This is a genomic window from Mitsuokella sp. oral taxon 131 str. W9106, from assembly GCF_000469545.1.
Lineage (GTDB): Bacteria > Bacillota > Negativicutes > Selenomonadales > Selenomonadaceae > AWVT01.
In genome coordinates this window covers 181,102-199,269 of sequence record NZ_KI273058.1, presented here as the reverse complement: position 1 = coordinate 199,269, position 18,168 = coordinate 181,102, and the positions used below count along the sequence as shown (strand labels likewise).

The 18,168-nt window shown below is 53.0% G+C and carries 18 protein-coding genes and 3 tRNA genes; 3 read left to right on the top strand and 18 right to left on the bottom strand.

The features are described from left to right. Nucleotides 1–124 precede the first annotated feature (124 nt). Nucleotides 125–937 (top strand): class I SAM-dependent methyltransferase, encoded by an 813-nt coding sequence (locus tag HMPREF1985_RS05275; RefSeq protein WP_021771472.1) that lies wholly within the window; start codon nucleotides 125–127, stop codon nucleotides 935–937. 57 nt (nucleotides 938–994) lie between these two features. On the opposite strand, the gene dgoD is transcribed toward HMPREF1985_RS05275, so the two are convergent. The 14 genes from dgoD to HMPREF1985_RS05205 all read right to left on the bottom strand — a co-directional run bounded on the left by dgoD (nucleotide 995) and on the right by HMPREF1985_RS05205 (nucleotide 14,776). Continuing rightward, nucleotides 995–2,140: a galactonate dehydratase gene (gene dgoD / locus HMPREF1985_RS05270; protein ID WP_021771471.1), complete on the bottom strand. Its 1,146-nt coding sequence runs from the start codon at nucleotides 2,138–2,140 to the stop codon at nucleotides 995–997. 15 nt (nucleotides 2,141–2,155) lie between these two features. After that, a complete protein-coding gene (locus HMPREF1985_RS05265) occupies nucleotides 2,156–3,529 on the bottom strand; it encodes a PTS galactitol transporter subunit IIC (protein ID WP_021771470.1) in 1,374 nt (457 codons plus the stop codon). A 14-nt stretch (nucleotides 3,530–3,543) separates the two neighbouring features. Continuing rightward, the gene (locus tag HMPREF1985_RS05260; RefSeq protein WP_040637150.1) at nucleotides 3,544–3,846 is read right to left on the bottom strand and encodes a PTS sugar transporter subunit IIB; all 303 of its coding nucleotides are present in this window, start codon (nucleotides 3,844–3,846) and stop codon (nucleotides 3,544–3,546) included. A 37-nt stretch (nucleotides 3,847–3,883) separates the two neighbouring features. Further along, nucleotides 3,884–4,345, bottom strand: a complete 462-nt coding sequence (locus HMPREF1985_RS05255; protein WP_021771468.1) for a PTS sugar transporter subunit IIA — start codon at nucleotides 4,343–4,345, stop codon at nucleotides 3,884–3,886. Continuing rightward, a complete protein-coding gene (locus HMPREF1985_RS05250; protein WP_021771467.1) occupies nucleotides 4,342–4,974 on the bottom strand; it encodes a bifunctional 4-hydroxy-2-oxoglutarate aldolase/2-dehydro-3-deoxy-phosphogluconate aldolase in 633 nt (210 codons plus the stop codon). Before HMPREF1985_RS05250 ends, HMPREF1985_RS05255 begins: the two co-directional genes overlap by 4 nt. Nucleotides 4,975–5,104: 130 nt before the next feature. Continuing rightward, complete coding sequence (locus HMPREF1985_RS05245; protein WP_021771466.1) at nucleotides 5,105–8,059, bottom strand: sigma 54-interacting transcriptional regulator; 2,955 nt, start codon at nucleotides 8,057–8,059, stop codon at nucleotides 5,105–5,107. A gap of 365 nt (nucleotides 8,060–8,424) precedes the next feature. Then, entirely contained in the window at nucleotides 8,425–9,396 is a 972-nt protein-coding gene (locus tag HMPREF1985_RS05240; protein WP_021771464.1) for a zinc-binding dehydrogenase, read from the bottom strand. 10 nt (nucleotides 9,397–9,406) lie between these two features. Continuing rightward, entirely contained in the window at nucleotides 9,407–10,018 is a 612-nt protein-coding gene (locus HMPREF1985_RS05235; RefSeq protein WP_021771463.1) for a 4Fe-4S binding protein, read from the bottom strand. A gap of 2 nt (nucleotides 10,019–10,020) precedes the next feature. Next, a complete protein-coding gene (locus HMPREF1985_RS05230; protein ID WP_021771462.1) occupies nucleotides 10,021–10,623 on the bottom strand; it encodes a TetR/AcrR family transcriptional regulator in 603 nt (200 codons plus the stop codon). Further along, nucleotides 10,620–11,672 (bottom strand): radical SAM/SPASM domain protein, ACGX system, encoded by a 1,053-nt coding sequence (gene acgM / locus HMPREF1985_RS05225; protein WP_196805324.1) that lies wholly within the window; start codon nucleotides 11,670–11,672, stop codon nucleotides 10,620–10,622. The genes HMPREF1985_RS05230 and acgM overlap by 4 nt, the downstream gene beginning before the upstream one ends. A gap of 76 nt (nucleotides 11,673–11,748) precedes the next feature. After that, entirely contained in the window at nucleotides 11,749–11,976 is a 228-nt protein-coding gene (acgA, locus tag HMPREF1985_RS11795; protein WP_071782671.1) for an ACGX-repeat peptide, read from the bottom strand. A gap of 561 nt (nucleotides 11,977–12,537) precedes the next feature. Further along, on the bottom strand, nucleotides 12,538–13,314 hold the full coding sequence (locus tag HMPREF1985_RS05215; RefSeq protein WP_040637147.1) for an amino acid ABC transporter ATP-binding protein: 777 nt from the start codon (nucleotides 13,312–13,314) through the stop codon (nucleotides 12,538–12,540). Continuing rightward, entirely contained in the window at nucleotides 13,295–13,939 is a 645-nt protein-coding gene (locus tag HMPREF1985_RS05210; protein ID WP_021771457.1) for an amino acid ABC transporter permease, read from the bottom strand. The genes HMPREF1985_RS05215 and HMPREF1985_RS05210 overlap by 20 nt, the downstream gene beginning before the upstream one ends. 27 nt (nucleotides 13,940–13,966) lie before the next feature. After that, a complete protein-coding gene (locus HMPREF1985_RS05205; RefSeq protein ID WP_040637145.1) occupies nucleotides 13,967–14,776 on the bottom strand; it encodes an amino acid ABC transporter substrate-binding protein in 810 nt (269 codons plus the stop codon). A 262-nt stretch (nucleotides 14,777–15,038) separates the two neighbouring features. On the opposite strand from HMPREF1985_RS05205, the gene HMPREF1985_RS05200 reads away from it, so the two are divergent. Further along, nucleotides 15,039–16,064 (top strand): HD-GYP domain-containing protein, encoded by a 1,026-nt coding sequence (locus HMPREF1985_RS05200; RefSeq protein WP_021771454.1) that lies wholly within the window; start codon nucleotides 15,039–15,041, stop codon nucleotides 16,062–16,064. Nucleotides 16,065–16,194: 130 nt separating this feature from the next. Then, nucleotides 16,195–16,926, top strand: coding sequence for a flagellar brake protein (locus HMPREF1985_RS05195; protein WP_021771453.1), 732 nt, complete (start codon nucleotides 16,195–16,197; stop codon nucleotides 16,924–16,926). Between the two features lie 31 nt (nucleotides 16,927–16,957). Here HMPREF1985_RS05195 and HMPREF1985_RS05190 read toward each other — a convergent pair whose 3' ends face one another. The 4 genes from HMPREF1985_RS05190 to HMPREF1985_RS05175 form a co-directional block, all read right to left on the bottom strand. Next, nucleotides 16,958–17,767 carry a hypothetical protein gene (locus tag HMPREF1985_RS05190; RefSeq protein ID WP_021771452.1) on the bottom strand — a complete coding sequence of 270 codons (810 nt, stop codon included), beginning with the start codon at nucleotides 17,765–17,767 and terminating at the stop codon, nucleotides 16,958–16,960. A gap of 71 nt (nucleotides 17,768–17,838) precedes the next feature. Further along, nucleotides 17,839–17,924 (bottom strand) — tRNA-Tyr (locus tag HMPREF1985_RS05185). A gap of 3 nt (nucleotides 17,925–17,927) precedes the next feature. Further along, nucleotides 17,928–18,005 (bottom strand) — tRNA-Arg (locus HMPREF1985_RS05180). Nucleotides 18,006–18,025: 20 nt separating this feature from the next. Then, a tRNA-Ile gene (locus HMPREF1985_RS05175) sits at nucleotides 18,026–18,102 on the bottom strand. Nucleotides 18,103–18,168 lie beyond the last annotated feature (66 nt).

The following is an 18,168-nucleotide window of genomic DNA, read 5'->3' as shown; positions in this document are numbered from 1 at the left end:
GCAAGGTCCTTACGAAGACTTTCCCGATTTTATCGGCGCAAAATCTAACCCAGTTCATAACATTCTATGCTACAATAGAGAATAGTTCTCATGTTAATGGCTAGAAGAAAGGATGTGCTTTGTAATGAACGTATCGCTTCATGGCGTGCCGGAAACCATGCTGATCCCGCTTTGGGCGCGCGCATACGAAACCCAAAAGAGCTCGCCCCTCGTTCGCGACCCGATTGCCGTGGATCTCGTCTCCAAGCTGGACTACGACTTCTCAAAATTTAAGCATGCACGTCTTTCACAGATTGGCACAGCTGTCCGCAGCAATATCTTAGACCGTGCAACAAAAGCATTTATCCATGAGCACGAAAATGCCGTCTGCCTCAACCTCGCCTGCGGGCTTGACACGCGTTTTGAGCGCGTCAAAAATGGACGGGTGGACTGGTACAACATCGATCTTCCCGAAGGGATCGAATTGCGGGAACGTCTGCTCACGGAAGTGGATCCGCATACGAAGAACATCGCCGCGTCCATCTTTGATCCGGCATGGATAAACCAAATTCCGCATCATGACCGTCCTGTCCTAATCCTCATGGAAGGCGCTTCGATGTATTTCAGAAAAGAACAGATGGAAACGCTGTTGCAACTTCTCATAGAGCATTTCGCACCTGCAACCATGCTCATGGAGGTCATGCCGCCTTTTTTGATTCGCCACCAAAAGCACCATGACTCCGTAAAGAGGGAATCCGCTCCGTTTCAATGGGGTGTCGAGCGCGGGCGCGATGTCCTCGCGCTTCATCCGCAGCTGCGCCTGTCATGGGAACGAACCCTTTACGAAGGGTACCGAATGCACTGGGGATTGTTGGGCATTCTTTCATGGATTCCATGGGTAAACCGGAATCTCAATAACAAGATCCTCTGTCTGAAGCTTCTTATGCGGGAATCGTGATCCAGGAGAGAAAATGCCACTCTCCCGCACCGATTCGGGTCTGCTTTTCCCCGACGACTACCACTCCGCCTGCGTTCCATCATAATTCTTCCATTTGGGGTTCGTCCAAACCAACCCCTCTGCCGAAACTTTTTTCACGCGTTCCTCATCGATGATAAGCCCAAGCCCCGGCAAGGACGGCAGATCGACGAATCCGTCCTTATATTGGAAAATCTCCTTGTTCTGCACGAAATCCAATAGATCGAACCCTTTGTTGTAGTGGATGCCAAGGCTCTGCTCCTGGATGAATACATTCGGTGCGCAAGCGTCGATCTGAAGCGTTGCCGCGAGCGCAATCGGCCCATACGGCGCATGCGGTGCCGCTGCCATATCAAAGCTCTCTGCCGCCGCGATAATCTTGCGCGTTTCCAATATGCCGCCTGCCAAGGCGACATCGGGTTGAATGATATCGATGACCCCTTCGCGAAAGAGATTCTTATACGCCCAACGACTGCAAAGGCGCTCCCCCGTGGCAAGCGGCGTCGCAACATGATGCGCGACCTCCCGGAATGCCTCTTCATTTTCAGGCAGTACCACTTCTTCCAAAAACATCAAATGATATGGCTCAAGCGCGGCTGCCAATACCTTCGCCATGGGCTTGTGCACACGTCCATGAAAGTCCACTGCGATGCCAAACCCGGCACCGAGTTCCTTTCGGATCGAGGCAACGCGATCGACCACTGCCTGCACCTTATCATACGAGTCGATATAATGGAGTTCTTCTGTCGCATTCATCTTGACCGCATCAAATCCACGATTCTTGCGGTCGAGCGCTTCCCGGACCACATCGTCGGGCCGATCCCCGCCAATCCAAGAATAAACCTTGATCTTGCTGCGGGCACGTCCGCCCAAGAGTTCATAGATCGGGACCTGCAACGCTTTTCCCTTGATGTCCCACAGTGCCATTTCAATGCCCGAAACAATCGTCGAATTGATCGGGCCGCCACGGAAAAACGATTTGTAGAGTTCCTGCCAAAGCGTTTCTATGGCAAACGGATCCCGTCCGATCAGATACGCCGCCATTTCCTCCGCACCTGCGACGACCGTTTCCGTCTTCGTTCCCGAAATCATCTCGCCCCAACCCTCAATGCCTTCGTCCGTGACGAGCTTGATGAAGATCCATCTGGGTTTTACGCGGTATACCTTAAAGGAAATAAGTTTCATTTCCGACTTCTCCTTTCATTCTGCCCTGCCGCTTTCCTCGGTTCCCGAAGCCTGTCCCGCACGTTTTGCGCGTCTATCCATGTAGGCCCAAACGCCAATCAAAACAACAAGCAAGATCGGAACGCATACGAATGGATTGCTCGTGAATGCTATATATACCAAGTAGCTGACCGTCAGGCTAGTTGCGGCAAAGGAGGATATGCCCCCGCTTGCCGAAAGATCGATCCCCGTCGTCATGGCAAGCTGCGTCAATACGGGGGAAGTAGCAGTGCCCGCCAGCAAAATAGCGGCCATGCAAATGAGACTGATGAGCAGGCTGCGGAACAGATTGCCGCGGCAAAGTGCGACAACCATGGCGACACGGAATGGAACAACGGCGAGATCCGCAAAAGGAAGCACGCGGTTTCCGGGAAGCACGGCTGCCATGAAAATCGTCAGCGGTATGACAAGCAGTGCCGTCGTAATGACGGTGGAATTGCCGACGACCACGGCAGCGTCAAGACCGATCAGGAATTTACGTCCCTTGAACTTCTCTTTGGTCAATTTTTTTGCCGCTTCCGAAATGGGCATCAACCCCTCCATGAAGAGCGCTGTCATTTTAGGGATCAGGATCATGACAGCGGCCATGTTGACCCCCAGCTCAAAAATTTTCGTGACGGGATATTCTGCCAAAACGCCAATGCCGCAGCCGAGTATCAGCCCCATGAAAAGAGGCTCGCCAAAGAATCCGAGATACTTCTGCGTGTCTTTGACAGAAAAGTCGATCCCGTTGACCCCTGGGATCCTGTCAATCAGGCGATTGAGTGGAGCGGCAATGACGACAGACGACAGCGAAGACATCGTCGGGAGCGACACGCCCGGTATGCCAAAATACTTTTCCACATAAGGAGCGGTCCAATCGGCCAGTTTGAACGAAATAACGGCCATCATGACAGAAGCGCCCAGTCCGAGCAGGACATTATCCGTCACAAAGTATGCCATGATTCCGACAATCGCCATATGATGGTAATTCCAAATATCGACATCGAGCGTATCGGTCAGTTTGAACACCAACAAAACGATGTTTGTCAGCAAAATGCCAAAAATCAAAAGCGGAATGATGGGAGACGACCAAGTAACGGCAGCAATCGCCCCCCATCCTACATCGAGGATATCGAGATGTATGCCGAAATTCTCGACCATCGCCTTTGCCGCAGGGCCTAGGTTCCCAGACAATAGATTGATGACCAGCTTGATGCCGGCAAACCCGATCGCAATCGTAAGACCGGCACGAAAAGCCTTCAGCAGTCGGACGCGGAACAACAGCCCAATGATGGTGATGATGATCGGAAGCAGGACGATAGGACCAGCGCCCAAAAGGGCATGGAATACAACATATACAAAATCCATTTCGATACGCCTCCTTACTTTGCCGGACGACATCCATTTGACTTCAAATGCATCAAAATCTCTTCTATCGTCTCTTCTTCGCCAACACCTGTCAAAAGAGAAATGGCGCCAATCACGGGGATGTTTGCTTCTCCGCCTGTAAACATGCCGGAAGTCACGAGCAGATCGTAATCCGCTGCCTTCGACTTGACTTCCAACAGTTTGCACTGGCTCACCGAGACATCGATCCCTGCCTCTTCACAAGCTTCTCGTATCTTCGACGCCACAACCGTAGAAGTCGCGATTCCATTTCCGCATGCCACTAAAACCTTTTTCATTGCCTTCCACTCCTTCACACCAAAAATTCATGCCGTTTCATCCCAAATATCCGGCTATGATCTGATACGCTTGCTTCGTTTCCTTGGCTTCGACGATCCGTTTCAAATCATCCTGCCGCTTGACAAGTGCAATGATTTTCCGAAGCATGTCAACCTGCCCATGCGGCTCCTTCACTGCCAGCATGATGACGATGGAAACCGCCACCTCACGACTGGGATCATCCATCGCGCGAAACGAAACCGGCACATCCAAAAGCCCAACCGCTATCGCATTTTCACGTACATGTTCACAGTCTGTATGCGGAACGGCAACATTGATGTGCCCCGTCGCGAGTCCCGTCGGATAGATTTCCTCCCGATGCAATATGCCATCCCGATAACTTTCTTTTACGTATCCCGCCATGCAAAGCGTTCTGGCAAGAAAGGCGAGAACATCCTGCTTTGTTTTTCCTTCTGCTGAGACACGCAAAACCATGTCTTCATGAAAGCCTTCTATCATGAAACCACCTCCATCTGCCGCGCAAAAACTTCCAATGAGCGAGCCATCCCCGTCGCATTCCTGTTCAGGATATCTTCTTTTTGGAACAGTCCGGAGGCAATGCCGACAAAGGAAGCGCCTGCGCGGAAGTATTCCGCCATATTTTCTGCGTTGATCCCGCCGACCGCCATGAGCGGCAATTTCCCAAACGGCGCTTGTATATCCGTAAAATACTTGCTTCCGACCGTGCCGGCAGGAAAAATCTTAAGGATGTCCGCTCCATCCTTTGCGCACTGCCGGACTTCGCTGGGGGAAAATACGCCCGGCACGCTGATCACATGATGATGCCGGCAGTAATCGAGCATATCCCGCGAAAACATGCTTGGGGCTAGGACGAAGTCGGCTCCCGCCTCGACGACATCCTGAAGATCTTCTGCGTTCAGGACGGTTCCCGCCCCCACGGCGATCCGATCCCCGTACTTGTCGGCAATGCGTCGGATCGTATCTTTGGAATCCACGCGATTCAGTGTGATTTCCACAGCGGATACGACACTTCCGCACAAGACGCGAACGGCGGCTTCTACCTGCTCGTAATCGTAACCGCGCAAGATGGCTGTAATTTTTGAAAAATCCGCTACCGCCTGTTTCATTCGCACACCTCCATACCATTCATACGCATCATACGCATATATTTAGGCACACATATACGCATAAAAGAAAAAGAAATAGATGTACATCCCTACACCTATTTCTTCTCGCAAGAATCGTGCCAAGATTTGGCTAAAATTGTTTTTCTATCATAACGGTCAAGCATTCTGCTGGCGTTTTTGCCGCCTTTAGCTTAGACAGCGTGTCCTTGTTCGATAGGATCCGATAAAAGGCATTGACGTATTTTTGATCGTCCTCCCGCAGCGCCAGCAAGAACACCAAATCAACCATAAAATTATTTTCCCACAAGACCGGCCGCTCTAAACAAGCCATCGCAATCGCAGGGCGTTTGACGTATTTGGCATCGCCATGCGGTATGCCGATCCCACCGCTCAGATACGTCGCACCAGTGCTTTCCCTTTTGTAAGCACTTAGCAGGAACCCCGCCTCCACTGCACCATGCTGCTGCAAAAGACCTGCCAACCGATCCATGACCTGCGTCTTATCCGAAAAACCAAGCCCGCATACAATGTTCGATTCGTCCAAGACATCCGTCAGGGAAACCGGGCCGATGACTTCTTCTTCCAAAAGCTGCTTCAATCGTGCCATGCCCGTGCCCGAAAATATCTCCTGTGCTGAGATAAACGGAGCACGTGTGCCGAGAGGGCGCATATTTCCGATGGAAGCCAAGATGCGATGCGCGCTTCGTATCTTGCTGACCTCCTCCTTCATGTGCGCAGAATCCAACGCGCCAATGGAAAAGGTGCGAATGCCTTGAAGCAGTCCTTTTTTGTCTTCCCGCTCGATGTATTCCTGCAGGCGCCGCGCTGTTCCCTCTCCTGTGATGCAGACGAAGAGCAAGGCAGGCGGACGCTCGAATCCGGCCAGATCCTGCCCGCCAAACTTATCCATGCGCAACGCACTTGCAATCTCTTCCAGGCGTACGCTCGTGAGAGCCGCACGCCTTACCGCTTCCAAGACCATCGCCGTATCGACGCGCGTAACGCACGCCACAGGAATCCCCGTCCGCTCCGTGACCTGCTGTGCGAGAGTCGTCAAGGAGCCAATATCGACAAGGAACAAGCAGCCTTTGCCTGAATCCACTTCTTCCACGACCGAGATGACCTTTTCGAGCATAAACTCCGGCGTTTCATTGAAGTCCATATCCATGCCAATCGCATCATTCAGATTGAGCAGTCGATTTGCCACTTCTGCCATAGCCGAAGCCACGCGCCCATGGCTGAGCACGATGACGCGCACTTGCGCCTTTTCCTGCACATCCGTATGCGAAAACGTATACAAGTACATCGCCATCATAGCGATTTCTTCCGGCGGCAGGTCGAGATCCAATGCATCGCGGAGATCGCGCGCCAAAATACATGCCACCTCATACTCGCGCTGGTATCGCGTACTGATGTCATGGACATCCAACGTAAAATTCCAATAGGCGCCTCGCTTGATCCGTTCCGAAAAGGTGCTTAAATGAATGGCGAAAAAATAAACCAGCTTCATTTGAAGATGTGGCAGGTAGGACCGTGCTTTTTCCACCGCTTCACGGACCGCGACCACAATCTGCGGATCTACAATGGAGCAAAGTTCTTCCAAGGTTTGCCCCACGTCCTCTTTTGGCAATGCATATTCCTGAATTTTCTCCTTGATTTTCCGCTGCACGATTTCGTTGATCTTGGCATCATCTATGCCGATGCGCCGCAGTTCCAGCACATTATCTTCTATCGTATGATAGATGGTATCCAGATGACGTGTCACCATCGCCGCCCCGGCTTGATCCACCGGATCGATGACAAGAGGCTGCAGCGTATATGCACGGATTGCCTCCTCCTGTTTTTTCGATGCATGGACGGATTCCTCATACTTCGCAAGATTCCGCGTGCGTACGGCCACTCCCCCGCTTCCTTTTGCAACGGAGTCCAGGAATGCATTTGCACAGGCAACGCGAATATCGCTCAGGAGCTGCCCAATATTTCCGGGGCATTTATACAGGAGCAAAAACCGGATCACACGTTCTTCTACGCGAATGGACCGCTGCGTCTGCACCGCCTCTGTTAGGAAAAAACGCTGCACCAAGGCATAGCGCTCCGAGACCGGGCGCTCTGCCAGCGGCGGTATGTCGATGATCATAGGGATACGCCTGCGAAACGTCAGCAGCAGCGTCGATTCAATGTTTTCCGTCGTAGCGGCAATGATGCGCACATGGACCCGAATGCTTCGCGTGTCGCCAAGCCTTCGATACGCTCCCTTGTCCAAGATCGAAAAAAGAATTTCCTGCCCTTCGCTAGGCAGGCGGTGCACCTCGTCCAAGAACAAGATGCCGCCGTCAGCCTTTTCGATAAGGCCGGCCTTGTCGGCCGAAGCGCCGCTGAACGCACCTTTCCGGTAACCGAAAAGCTGCGAAAGCAAGAGCTGCGGATTGTCGGCATAGTCCGCACAGTTAAATACGACAAAATTGGCCTCTTTCCCGATGACGTCTTCTTCTTTGGCAAACACGTACATATTTTCGGCCAAATAGCTCTTGCCGACGCCGGAAGGGCCTGTGAGCAGTGTGTGCAGGCCATGCGGCGGGTACAAAATGGCCGCCTTCGCTTGATTGATCTGAACCCGCAGCCCATCATCCCTGCCGATAATATCCTGAAATGCGCCTGCTTTCTCTTGGCTCCCCTTTTGGGGATCCGCCTGCATGGACGGGTGCCGTGCCGACCGTTTCTTTGAGGCCGCTTTCATGCGTGCCTTTGGCTCGCACGCCAATGCTTTTCGAATCGAGGCGGCCGCATAGCGCGAAACCGCATATCCGCATTCCTGCAACGCCATGGCAAAGGCACGCTCCGACAGATTTGGATCCTTCTGCAGGATACGGAATGCATCTTCTTCCATCGCCTTTTGGCGGCGGGCTCGGCACGATGGGATCTTCATTTCACCGCGCAGCAGGACGACCCGCTCGCGACGGATTCCGAGTTTTTTTGCAATTTCCCTGTCGGACAATGGGATTTTTTTGTTTTCTTCCGCAAGAATCTGCTGCAATGCTCCCTGCAATGCCTGTCTCGCCTCACGCGTATTTGTCTTGCCTTTCATAAAATCCTCTTCCAGCCATCATGCACAATTCCATCCATCTCACTGTATCATAATATAAACGTTATTTGAACACAAAAATCTGTAAGAAATGGCACAACCTCGGGAAGATTGCAAGTTTAATTGTCAGTCCGGGCAGGAAGGTGGCAAACTCCGCTTTCATCTCCGTCAGATAGTAGGCAATGACCTACTCCCTATGACTGCCGAACTGTTCTGTCAGTACCCTGCTATTTGCAGAACATTTGTTTTGCCGTCAAGGCCGAGCGTCACGCCATACTGCATGGGAAATCTCCGGAATATCTTCTCCGTGACCTCAAATCCGTTCTCATAATCCAACGACCTAAAAAACTCAATATGGGGCATTGCCATCAATCTTCAACTCTGACCACGATTTTCCCGTTGACCTTACCCTCATCGAGAGCAATGCAGGCCTCGCGGATATCCTTGAAATCATATACCGCACCATACAGCGGCTTGAGGTGATGTTCATCCATGAAATGATAGATGTCCCGCATCATCTCAGTTGTGGGATAGTTGGAGTAGAAACCCGTCAGGCAGACGCCGTTTGGAATGTCTTTAATCGGGTCAAAGTGATTCCACTCGTAAACCTTGCCCAAAACATCCGTGTTGCAGACGATTCCGCCCTGTTCAACGCTCATCATGGTATCCTGCACCGTTTTGATTCCGATAAGTTCCAAGGCTTTATTCACTCCATGGACACGCCCGCGAAGGCTCCTGTCGTCAAGCAGGCATTCGTCGCAGCCAGCGTCTTTTAAGAGCTGCATTTTGGATTCCCTGTGTGTTGTGCCGATGACCTTGCAGCCAAGCGCTTTTGCAAGCTGAACCGCCGCATAACCGAGGGCGCAGGTCGCGCCTCGGATTAAAAGCGTGTCCTCCGGCTGCAGGCGCAGGCACTGGAAGAGCGAACCCCACGCCGTGAAATATGTTTCCGGAATCGCTGCCATTTCTTCCCACGTGAGATTGGACTCCACCGGAAGCACATGAGAAACGGGGAGCAGAGCATACTCGGCGTAGCTACCGTCAAAGCTCCTGCCCATGCCGCCCATCAGAGCCGCGACTTTCTGTCCTTTTGCAAGACCGCTGTCGGACGGATCGACGATCTCTCCGACACATTCAATGTCGGCAATGATCGGCTTTTTGATATAGTCATTTTCAATTTCAAACTCCCGCAGAATTTCCTCCGAATGGTTCATGCCAAAGGCTTTTACTTTAACCAGCACCCAGCCGGGCTGAACCTGCGGAATCGACACTTCCGAGAGTTCCACGTCCGCGCCTTTTATCGGCTTGTCTATCAAAACCGCTTTCATCGTTTGGTTCATTGCTTTTCCCTCATAATCTTTCTATCGCCTGCACCGGACAGTTTTCGTAGCATCTGCCGCACTGCAGGCAGTGATCCTGATGAATGACGAATGGCTCGCCCTCGTCAATCGCATTCTGCGGACATCCTTCCGCACAGGTTCCGCACTGAATGCACGCATCGGAAATGTGGTATCCTTTAACGATCGGCTCTGCGTTTCCGACCGTGTAATAGTAGCGGCCAATCGGGTGGGTTCCGAGATTGAAATACTCCATCTGCATATCCTTGATTTCAAAAGCTTCCAGGATTTCCCTTGTGCCGTTTGGATAGACATTTTCCATATAGGGCTGTTCTTCCCAGATTGTATTCCGGCAGCTTTCCTGCACTTCGTCCGGCAGGCGTTTTGCCACAGCGGAAACGCGGATCATTTCCTTGAACCGTGTATAGACAAGGATCTGCACATGCCCATCTTCGATCAGCTGATGGTAAAATTCCTTTCCCCTTGCCGTCAGAAACCAGAAGGAGTTCTCCTCATAATGAACCGCACTGATACAGCGCACCTGCGGCAGCCCGTTTTGGTCAACGGTAGCAAAATTGAGCACGCCGACATAGGATAGTTTCAAAATACAGGTTTTGGCATCCATATTCAGCCCTCCTGTTTCTTCTTTATAAACAGCATCAGAATTTCGTCCACATAAACTTCCGGCTTTCCCTTTTCGTTGCCTTTTTTGATTGGCAGCAGTTTGCCCATCAGGAAAGACCAGTAAATGTCTCCGTAGACTTTGGCATTTCCATTTTGAAAGATACCCGCGTCTATTCCCTGCTGAAAGAATCCGCCGAGATAACCTCTGCCGAAGTCACGCAGGATGGGATTCTGCTTTTCGTATTTTGATATATCCATTTCCTGATTGGCGAAAGTAATGAGCAGCAGCTGTATCGGTGGCATGTCTGCATATTTGGATTCGTCAGAAGTAAGGAAATCTGTCCCGAACCGTTTCAGTGCCGTCACAGGATTTTTTTCTTTTTTCAGTTTATGAAGATATTCTTCCACTTCATCAGAAAACGACAGCAGCAGGTCTTCCTTGTTTTTGAAGTAGTGATAAATCAGTCCTTTGCTGATTCCGGCTTCCACAGCCACGGAGTCCATGCTTGTATGGCAATACCCGTAAATGCTGAACAGCTTCTTCGCCGCCGCCTGTATCTCGCTTGTGCGTTTATCTTCCAGTATTTTCCTGTTTTCTGCTGTCATTGACATGATTCCTGTACCTCGTGCCAGCACTGCGGATCTTCCGCATAAAAGCTTCCGTATGTTCCGTGCGCTACGGCGGGACACCCACGGCAAAACCGCAGCAACTCGCATTTCGAGCATTTCTCAAATTTGTCGTACTGTCGGTAGTCCTCCATCGGCTTCAGCCATATGTCAGCCAGCCTGTCTTTGAAAACATTCCCGACCTTGCTTGACAGCCTCCGGCAGGCGTAAACATCACCGGTCGGCAGAATGGTTAAGTGGCAGTTGCCGCAGTTGCAGCCGCCATAGATCATGTTTTCCTTTGCGTTTTCAGGAATTTTGAAACGGCCGAGCTCCCAGTCAAGCAGCGTCCACAGATGGTCTTTTTTATTGCACCAGAGCCGTCCCTTTCCGAAATAGCACAGGTTATTGTAATATTCAAACTTCTCGTCACATTTAAGCAGAAACTCCCGATACTGCTCCGGCGTGATGCCGTTGGTCTTGTCCTCCGCGCCCGGACAGTAACGTGAGAAAGCGAAGATGTCTGCATCGTGCTCCGCGCAAATGTCAATCAGTTCCGGAATCTCGTCAATATTTTTGCTCGAAACCGTGGACATGATCACACTGTGCATTCCCGATTTATTGATACAGGCGACTTTTTCGAGCGTAATGTCAAAGCTGCCCGGTTTGCGAAACCAGTCATGGGTTTCCTGCAGACCGTCAAGCGACATCTGATATTTCTTGCAGCCGAGGCCGCGCATTCTCTGACATACTTCATCGCTTAGATGAAAGGGATTGCCCATAATCGTGAAAGGAATATCCAGCTCATGCAGCTTTTCGAGGAGCCGCCAGAAATCCCTGTGCAATATCGGGTCGCCGCCCGTAATGTACAACTCAGGAAGCCTTTGAAACGTCCTGCAGAAATCAAGGCAGTTTTCGAGCGTCTTATCGATCTGCTCCGAACCCATACGTGTGAGCGGCACGCCATTATTCCCATGAAAGATATAGCAATGCCTGCACCGCTGGTCACAGTCATCGAGCAGCTGCCATTGAAACGCAAAATAGTTCATAAGCCCTCCCATAAAAAATCACCGGAAAGCGCGAAGCCTCCCGGTGACCGACCGTTCTCTCTTACGATGCCGCTTCTTACTTGTCGGAAGCTCCGCAAGCGGAAGGCTTGTCCGCACTGCCGCATGCCGCAGGCTTATCAGAAGAACCGCAAGCCGCCGGCTTGTCCGCAGAACCGCAAGCGGCGGGTTTGTCAGATGATCCGCAAGCTGGAGGCTTATCAGAAGAACCACAAGCTGCAGGCTTGTCAGATGATCCGCAGGCTGTTCCGGAAGCTGACCATTCGCTGAGATTTGAGAGTGCCATAAGAATACCTCCATTCATAATTAGTTGGCACTTATATTATACCGGTCATTGACTGCTGAGTCAATATCTTTGGAGCATTGTTAATAAAAAAGTTGTAGGTTTACAATACATGTGTTACAAAATCGTCATGAAAAGAGGACGCACCTTGTGTTATGCTTTTAAGCAGCAAATCCAAAAGCCAAGGAGTGTCCTCTCAGGAACAGAATCGCACAAGAAGCAGCCTTCCGTCTAGCCGTAGTTCGGTATGCCGAACGGCACGGCCCATCACAGGGCTGTACCGGCATATGCGGCGCATGAAGCTCTATGCGGAAAAGCTGCCGAACCCGAAATACATCCCGAAGCCATACAAGCCCGCTTCTTTCCCTGGCGAAAAGGTGCAGATCGAGTTCGATTCCCTTGCGGATTTCAAAAGGCAGCTGGCTCGGCGCAATCGAATCTGCAATGCATTCCCGATGCGTCCACTGGGCTGGGATTCACCAAACGAATGTTTGGAAAAATTCCGGCTCAGTGTAACATAGGATTGACAAACCTACAGTCAATCCAACCGCCAGGAGTCCATCCTTACAACATGTTTTGGAGGAATGCGCGCGTGCGCTCCTCTTTCGGGTGTTCAAAGAACGTCTTGGGCTCGCCTTGCTCGACGATGTGCCCGTCTGCCATGAAGATGACGTGGCTCGCGGCCTCGCGCGCGAACGCCATCTCGTGCGTGACGACGAGCATCGTCATATGCTCAGCGGCGAGCTCGCGCATCGTCCTCAGCACCTCGCCCGTAAGCTCAGGGTCGAGTGCGGACGTCGGCTCGTCAAAGAGCATGATATCGGGCTGCATCGCGAGCGCGCGAGCGATCGCGACGCGCTGCTGCTGGCCGCCGGAGAGCTGGGCGGGATAGGAATCCGCGCGGCCTGTAAGCCCTACCTTTTCGAGCAGCTCACTTGCATAGGGAAGGATTTCTTCCCGCTTCATCCCCTTGACCTGCATGGGCGCCTCGATGAGGTTCTCCATGACGGTCATGTGCGGGAAGAGGTTGAACTGCTGGAACACCATGCCCATGTGTGCGAGGATCTCACGGCTCTTTTCCGGCGCAGCGTAAACGGCGCGAGTGCCTTGCGTCTTTGCGAGCGTCTTGCCGACGACTTCAATCGTGCCGCTGTCGATCGACTCCAAGCGATTGGCGCAGCGAAGGAGCGTGCTCTTCCCGGAACCCGAGGGGCCGATGATCGCGAGCACTTCGCCGCAGCGCACGGCGAGGTCGATGCCCTTCAGAACCGGAAGCGCGTCGAAGGACTTGCGGATTGCAGTCATGCGCAGCATGACGGCATCAGTTGTCGTATTTGCCATAGTGCGCCTCCAGTCGCTTGAACATCCACGTCAGGACAAAGGTCATCGCGAGGTAGAAAAGCCCTGCGATGAGGAACGGCGTCATGTCGAACTCGCGCTGCACGATCGTGCGCGCGACGCGCAGCAGATCGTTCATCGCGAGGATGTAGATGAGCGACGTGTCCTTGACGAGGTTGATCGTCTCGTTGCTCACGGGAGGGAGCACGATGCGGATGACCTGCGGCAGGATGATGCGGCGCATGGTCTGCGGGTAGCTCATGCCGAGCGTCTTCGCCGCCTCGTACTGCCCCTTCGGCACGGCTTCCAGCCCCGCGCGGAAGATTTCCGCGAAGTACGCCGCATAGTTAAGCGTGAAGGCGAGAAGCGCCGCTGCCATGTCCGGCAGGCGTATGCCGACCATCGGCAGCGCGAAGTAGACGAATAGGAGTTGGAGCATCAGCGGCGTGCCGCGCATGAGCCAGACGTAAAGTTCCATGAGAAGGGAAACGGGGCGAAACGCAGAAAGCCGCCCCAAAGACGCGAGCACGCCGAGCGGCAGTGCGAGCACGAGCGTAACACAGAAAATCTCGAAGGTCACCGTAGAACCTTCGAGCATCTGCCAGACCGTATCGGATAAATGGGCCATGGATTCAATCTCCTTATGCGATTGGCATTACTTCTTCGTGATGTCCTTGCCGAACCACTTCTCGGAAATCTTCGCCATCGTGCCGTCCTGCTTCATTTCATCGATGACCTTCTGCACCGCGTCGCGAAGCTTCTGGTCGTCCTTTGCAAACGCGATGCCGAAGTCGCTGACGGGACCGACTGCGCTATCGACTGCCTCAATCGCTTCGGGGTGCTTGCTCATGTAGTAGCGGCCAACGATCTCATCGCCGACGACGGCATCGAGGCGGCCGTTTTCGAGATCCATGAACGCCGTGACGAAGTCGGAGTACTTCTTGACCTCCTTGACCTCGTTCTTGAAGAAGTCGCTCTTGTCCATGTATTCTTCTGCCGTCGAGGCGCTCTGCGTGCCGACGGCTTTTCCTGCGAGGCTCTTCTCGTCCGTGATGCCCTGCGTGCCCTTGCGGACGAAGATAATCTGCCGGTTCTCCATATACGGATCGGAGAAGATCATGTTCTCCTTGCGCTTTTCCGTGATGTCGAGCCCGTTCCAAAGGACGTTGACGCGACCGCTCTTGAGCTCCGCCTCCTTGCTTGCCCAGTCGATTGCCTTGAACTCGACTTCGCGGCCAAGGCGCTTCGATGCTTCTTTCGCAAGCTCGACGTCAAAGCCGGTGATCTCGTTGTTCTCATCCTTGAATCCCATCGGCGGGAAATTGTCATCGAGCCCGACGATGATCGTTTCGTTGCCCGCAGAGGATCCGTCTTTCACGGCCTTGCCAGTGCCGCCGCAGCCCGTCACGAATGCCGCTGCAAAAACAGCTGTCATGCCGAGCGCCAAGAGCGTTTTCCATTTCATCCTATCGAATCTCCTTTTCATTTTGTTCTTTAGCCTGCTAAAGTATTAGTATGGCGTTATTATACGTTAGGATCGGGCGGGCTGTCAAGTTTTCTTTCCTTAATTTACAGAAAAAGAAGGGTTTTCTTAAAATGAAGCGAATTAAACAAAGCAGATGGATATTCGACAAAATTCATTCATGAACCTACTGCGCTGCACACGCACCGAATAAAAGGAGGGAACTTTCTTGCGAGCAATTTCCGTTGAGGATCTAAAACCCGGCATGGTACTCGCGCGCACCGTCACGAACCCCGACATGGTCGTCGTCCTGTCGGAGGACACGGTCCTGCAAAAGCCCCACATCACGCGACTCACCTTCCTGAACATCCCCGTCGTCTACATCAAGGACGAGCAGGAACTTCGACAGGCAGAAAATACGTCGCCGCTTTTCATGCGGAGCAATCAATTCATACGCGAGTACGGCACCGTCGTCAAGACGGCAGAGAATATTTTCCGCAACGTGCAAAAGACGGGCGAAGTGCCCGTCGAGGAAACGTCGACGATGGTCAAGGGAAGCCTATTCCCGCTGTCACGCCGCAGCGGTGTCATCGACTACCTCAACGATGTCAACCACCTCGCCGATGACGTCTACAACCATTCGCTCCGCGTCTCGCTTTTGGCCGGCGTCATTGCGAAATGGATGCACTTTGACCGTGAGAAGACGCAGGATATCATCCTCGCGGGCTTCCTCCACGATATCGGCAAATCGAAGTTTCCAAAGCGCCTGCTCTCAAAGAACATCGAAACGCTCAAAGGCGAGGACTACGAGGCCTACATCCAGCACACCGTCGACGGCCATCATATCCTGAATCGGATGGACGGCCTTTCAGACGGTGTCAAGCTCACTGCCCTGCAGCACCACGAACGCATGGATGGCAGCGGTTTCCCGTTTGGCTGTGACGGCGCGGACATCCACGAGTACGCGCGCGTCATCGCGGTCGCAGATCTCTACGACAACATCACGACGGAGCGCACGGGCTACGTGAAGCGCACACCGTTCGCCGCGATCGCCATGGTCACGGAAAACATGTTCACCTCGCTCGATCCGACGGTCTGCGTTCCCGTCCTCACGCACATCAAGGACGCTTTCCTCGGCTCGAAGGTCTTGCTTTCAAACGGCGAGAAGGGCACGATCTCCGCTTATCCGCACGGATTTGCCTCGCTCCCAATCGTCAGCCTCTCCGAAGACGAGCTCATCAACCTAAACGATCATCCAGAGCTTACGATCATGGAGTACAATCCGAAATGATCGGATCCAGGATTTCTGCGAAAGCTGTTCATTCCGGCATGAACAGCTTTTTGGCTTTATTCGATCCTTGACAGCCTTTTCTTTTACGGATAAGCTAGTCGTATCCCATAGATGCAAGGAGACGAAACGAATGGCGACAAAGGAAACGTCCGACCCCAAGGATGAGAGCGCGTTTATCGAAAGCGTCCCAAGTGCTGCCGTCCCCGCTCTTTTAGACGCCGGCGGCACGGTATACCTCCTCGAAGAAGACTCCGAGGAGCAGGCAAAAAAAGGCCGGATCACCGCACACGAGGGGAACCGTCTCATCGTCCGCATGCAGATGACGGATGAGGCCTACGCACAAAGCCCGAAACAGAATACGCCGTTCCATGCGGCATTGACGAGCGACACGTGTACGTATCACTTTGTTACGAAATTCACTTCGAGCACGCCGCTCCCCGACCACATCTGGTACATCACGGCGCCGACGAAAATGATTCGCCAGCAGAGCCGCAGCTTCGTCCGCATCCCCACATTGCTTACGATCCGTGCACGCTTGCCGAACTCGCTCGGCGGACTGAAAAACACCAAGGAAATGGAACTTGTCGATCTCAGCGGGGACGGGCTCTGCTTTATCTCCAAGGAACCCGTCCCCGAGGGCACCGAAGTGCTCGTGGAGATCCCGGATCTCCCCGGGTTCGGCACCCTCGCAACCACATGCCTCGTACGCCGATGCGCTGAGCACAAGCGCCCGACGAATGTCGTTTACCACATCGGCACACAGATGGCGAAAGAGCTCACGAATGCGGAGCGCATAAAGCTCGAACGCTGTCTTGCGCATCTGCAGCGCGCGTATCTGAAACGCGGACTGGGCGTAAAATAAAAAAGAGAGGCACGCGCCCCTCTTTTTTTCTCTATTTGACTTCCGTCACAACGCCGTTTTTCGTATAGACGTACACGTACTTGCTGTTATGCCGAAAGACGTACTGCCGGATCACACCGTCCGCCGTCTGGCTTTCATTGACGCGATCCGGCTCGCCCATGGCCGCCGTGACTTTTTCCTCGGTATCGCCAGGACGGAGGGCGCCGTAGTGCCCTTCCCGCATTGCCTGCTCATGCGCCTTTGCATTTTCCGCATCGAGCTCCGCTTCGCGCTCCGCCTCGCTCTTTCGATTTTCAATGAGCTGACGAAATGGAACGATCCGTTCCATGAGCGTGCCTTGATACGGCACGGGAATCGCTTCGACGAGCTTCTGCAGCGGCTCGTTCTCCGCAACATTCCGATTCGTTATATGCCCGTCGTATGAACTTACGATCTGAAGCGCTTCCGCATAGCAGAGCAGCACGTTTGCATCGGGACACTCCGACGCGACGCTGTCCGCCTCTGCCCCGCTTGCAACGGGCTGCAGGAGCGCAACTGCCCTTGCCGTTCTTTCCTTGTCGGGATTTGCGGTCGAGACGTTTCGCAGGAGCTCCACTGCCTCCTGATACTTCCGGATGAGCGTCTGCTTTCTTCCTGCATCGACTTCCGCCGTATACGCTTGGATCGCCTGCATCTGCGACTCGCGATAGCTCAGGATGCCTCCCGTCGCGACGAGCAGGAACGCGCAGACGGCCGCGGCCACGGCAAGCCGAACGCGATGGCGCAGGATAAGAACGGCGCCGATGATGAAGGCGACGCCCGCAAGTACGAAAAAAATAACCGAACTCTTGAAAAATGCCACAGCTGCGCTACCTCTCTTCCACGAAAGATGTCGAAAAAGCGCCACATCGCTGTGACGCTCTCACTTCATAGTGGTGGGCAGGGATGGATTCGAACCATCGTAATCCGAAGATGACAGATTTACAGTCTGTTCCCTTTAACCACTCGGGCACCTACCCACATGGTGACCCAGGAGGGACTCGAACCCCCGACCCTTTGATTCGTAGTCAAATACTCTAATCCAACTGAGCTACTGAGTCATTGATCCCAATACATTTTTTGGTGGGCCCACTTGGACTCGAACCAAGGACCGACCGGTTATGAGCCGGTTGCTCTAACCAACTGAGCTATAGGCCCATGTATATCGAAACGCCACAGGCGAATCAAGCAAATGGAGCGGAAAACGAGGCTCGAACTCGCGAC

What these genes read in the sequence shown, in the direction of transcription:
- HMPREF1985_RS05275 (WP_021771472.1), top strand. Translation starts at nt 125, where the DNA reads ATGAACGTATCGCTTCATGGCGTGCCGGAAACCATGCTGATCCCGCTT.
- dgoD (WP_021771471.1), bottom strand. Translation starts at nt 2,140, where the DNA reads ATGAAACTTATTTCCTTTAAGGTATACCGCGTAAAACCCAGATGGATC.
- HMPREF1985_RS05265 (WP_021771470.1), bottom strand. Translation starts at nt 3,529, where the DNA reads ATGGATTTTGTATATGTTGTATTCCATGCCCTTTTGGGCGCTGGTCCT.
- HMPREF1985_RS05260 (WP_040637150.1), bottom strand. Translation starts at nt 3,846, where the DNA reads ATGAAAAAGGTTTTAGTGGCATGCGGAAATGGAATCGCGACTTCTACG.
- HMPREF1985_RS05255 (WP_021771468.1), bottom strand. Translation starts at nt 4,345, where the DNA reads ATGATAGAAGGCTTTCATGAAGACATGGTTTTGCGTGTCTCAGCAGAA.
- HMPREF1985_RS05250 (WP_021771467.1), bottom strand. Translation starts at nt 4,974, where the DNA reads ATGAAACAGGCGGTAGCGGATTTTTCAAAAATTACAGCCATCTTGCGC.
- HMPREF1985_RS05245 (WP_021771466.1), bottom strand. Translation starts at nt 8,059, where the DNA reads ATGAAAGGCAAGACAAATACGCGTGAGGCGAGACAGGCATTGCAGGGA.
- HMPREF1985_RS05240 (WP_021771464.1), bottom strand. Translation starts at nt 9,396, where the DNA reads ATGAACCAAACGATGAAAGCGGTTTTGATAGACAAGCCGATAAAAGGC.
- HMPREF1985_RS05235 (WP_021771463.1), bottom strand. Translation starts at nt 10,018, where the DNA reads ATGGATGCCAAAACCTGTATTTTGAAACTATCCTATGTCGGCGTGCTC.
- HMPREF1985_RS05230 (WP_021771462.1), bottom strand. Translation starts at nt 10,623, where the DNA reads ATGACAGCAGAAAACAGGAAAATACTGGAAGATAAACGCACAAGCGAG.
- acgM (WP_196805324.1), bottom strand. Translation starts at nt 11,672, where the DNA reads ATGAACTATTTTGCGTTTCAATGGCAGCTGCTCGATGACTGTGACCAG.
- acgA (WP_071782671.1), bottom strand. Translation starts at nt 11,976, where the DNA reads ATGGCACTCTCAAATCTCAGCGAATGGTCAGCTTCCGGAACAGCCTGC.
- HMPREF1985_RS05215 (WP_040637147.1), bottom strand. Translation starts at nt 13,314, where the DNA reads ATGGCAAATACGACAACTGATGCCGTCATGCTGCGCATGACTGCAATC.
- HMPREF1985_RS05210 (WP_021771457.1), bottom strand. Translation starts at nt 13,939, where the DNA reads ATGGCCCATTTATCCGATACGGTCTGGCAGATGCTCGAAGGTTCTACG.
- HMPREF1985_RS05205 (WP_040637145.1), bottom strand. Translation starts at nt 14,776, where the DNA reads ATGAAATGGAAAACGCTCTTGGCGCTCGGCATGACAGCTGTTTTTGCA.
- HMPREF1985_RS05200 (WP_021771454.1), top strand. Translation starts at nt 15,039, where the DNA reads ATGGTACTCGCGCGCACCGTCACGAACCCCGACATGGTCGTCGTCCTG.
- HMPREF1985_RS05195 (WP_021771453.1), top strand. Translation starts at nt 16,195, where the DNA reads ATGGCGACAAAGGAAACGTCCGACCCCAAGGATGAGAGCGCGTTTATC.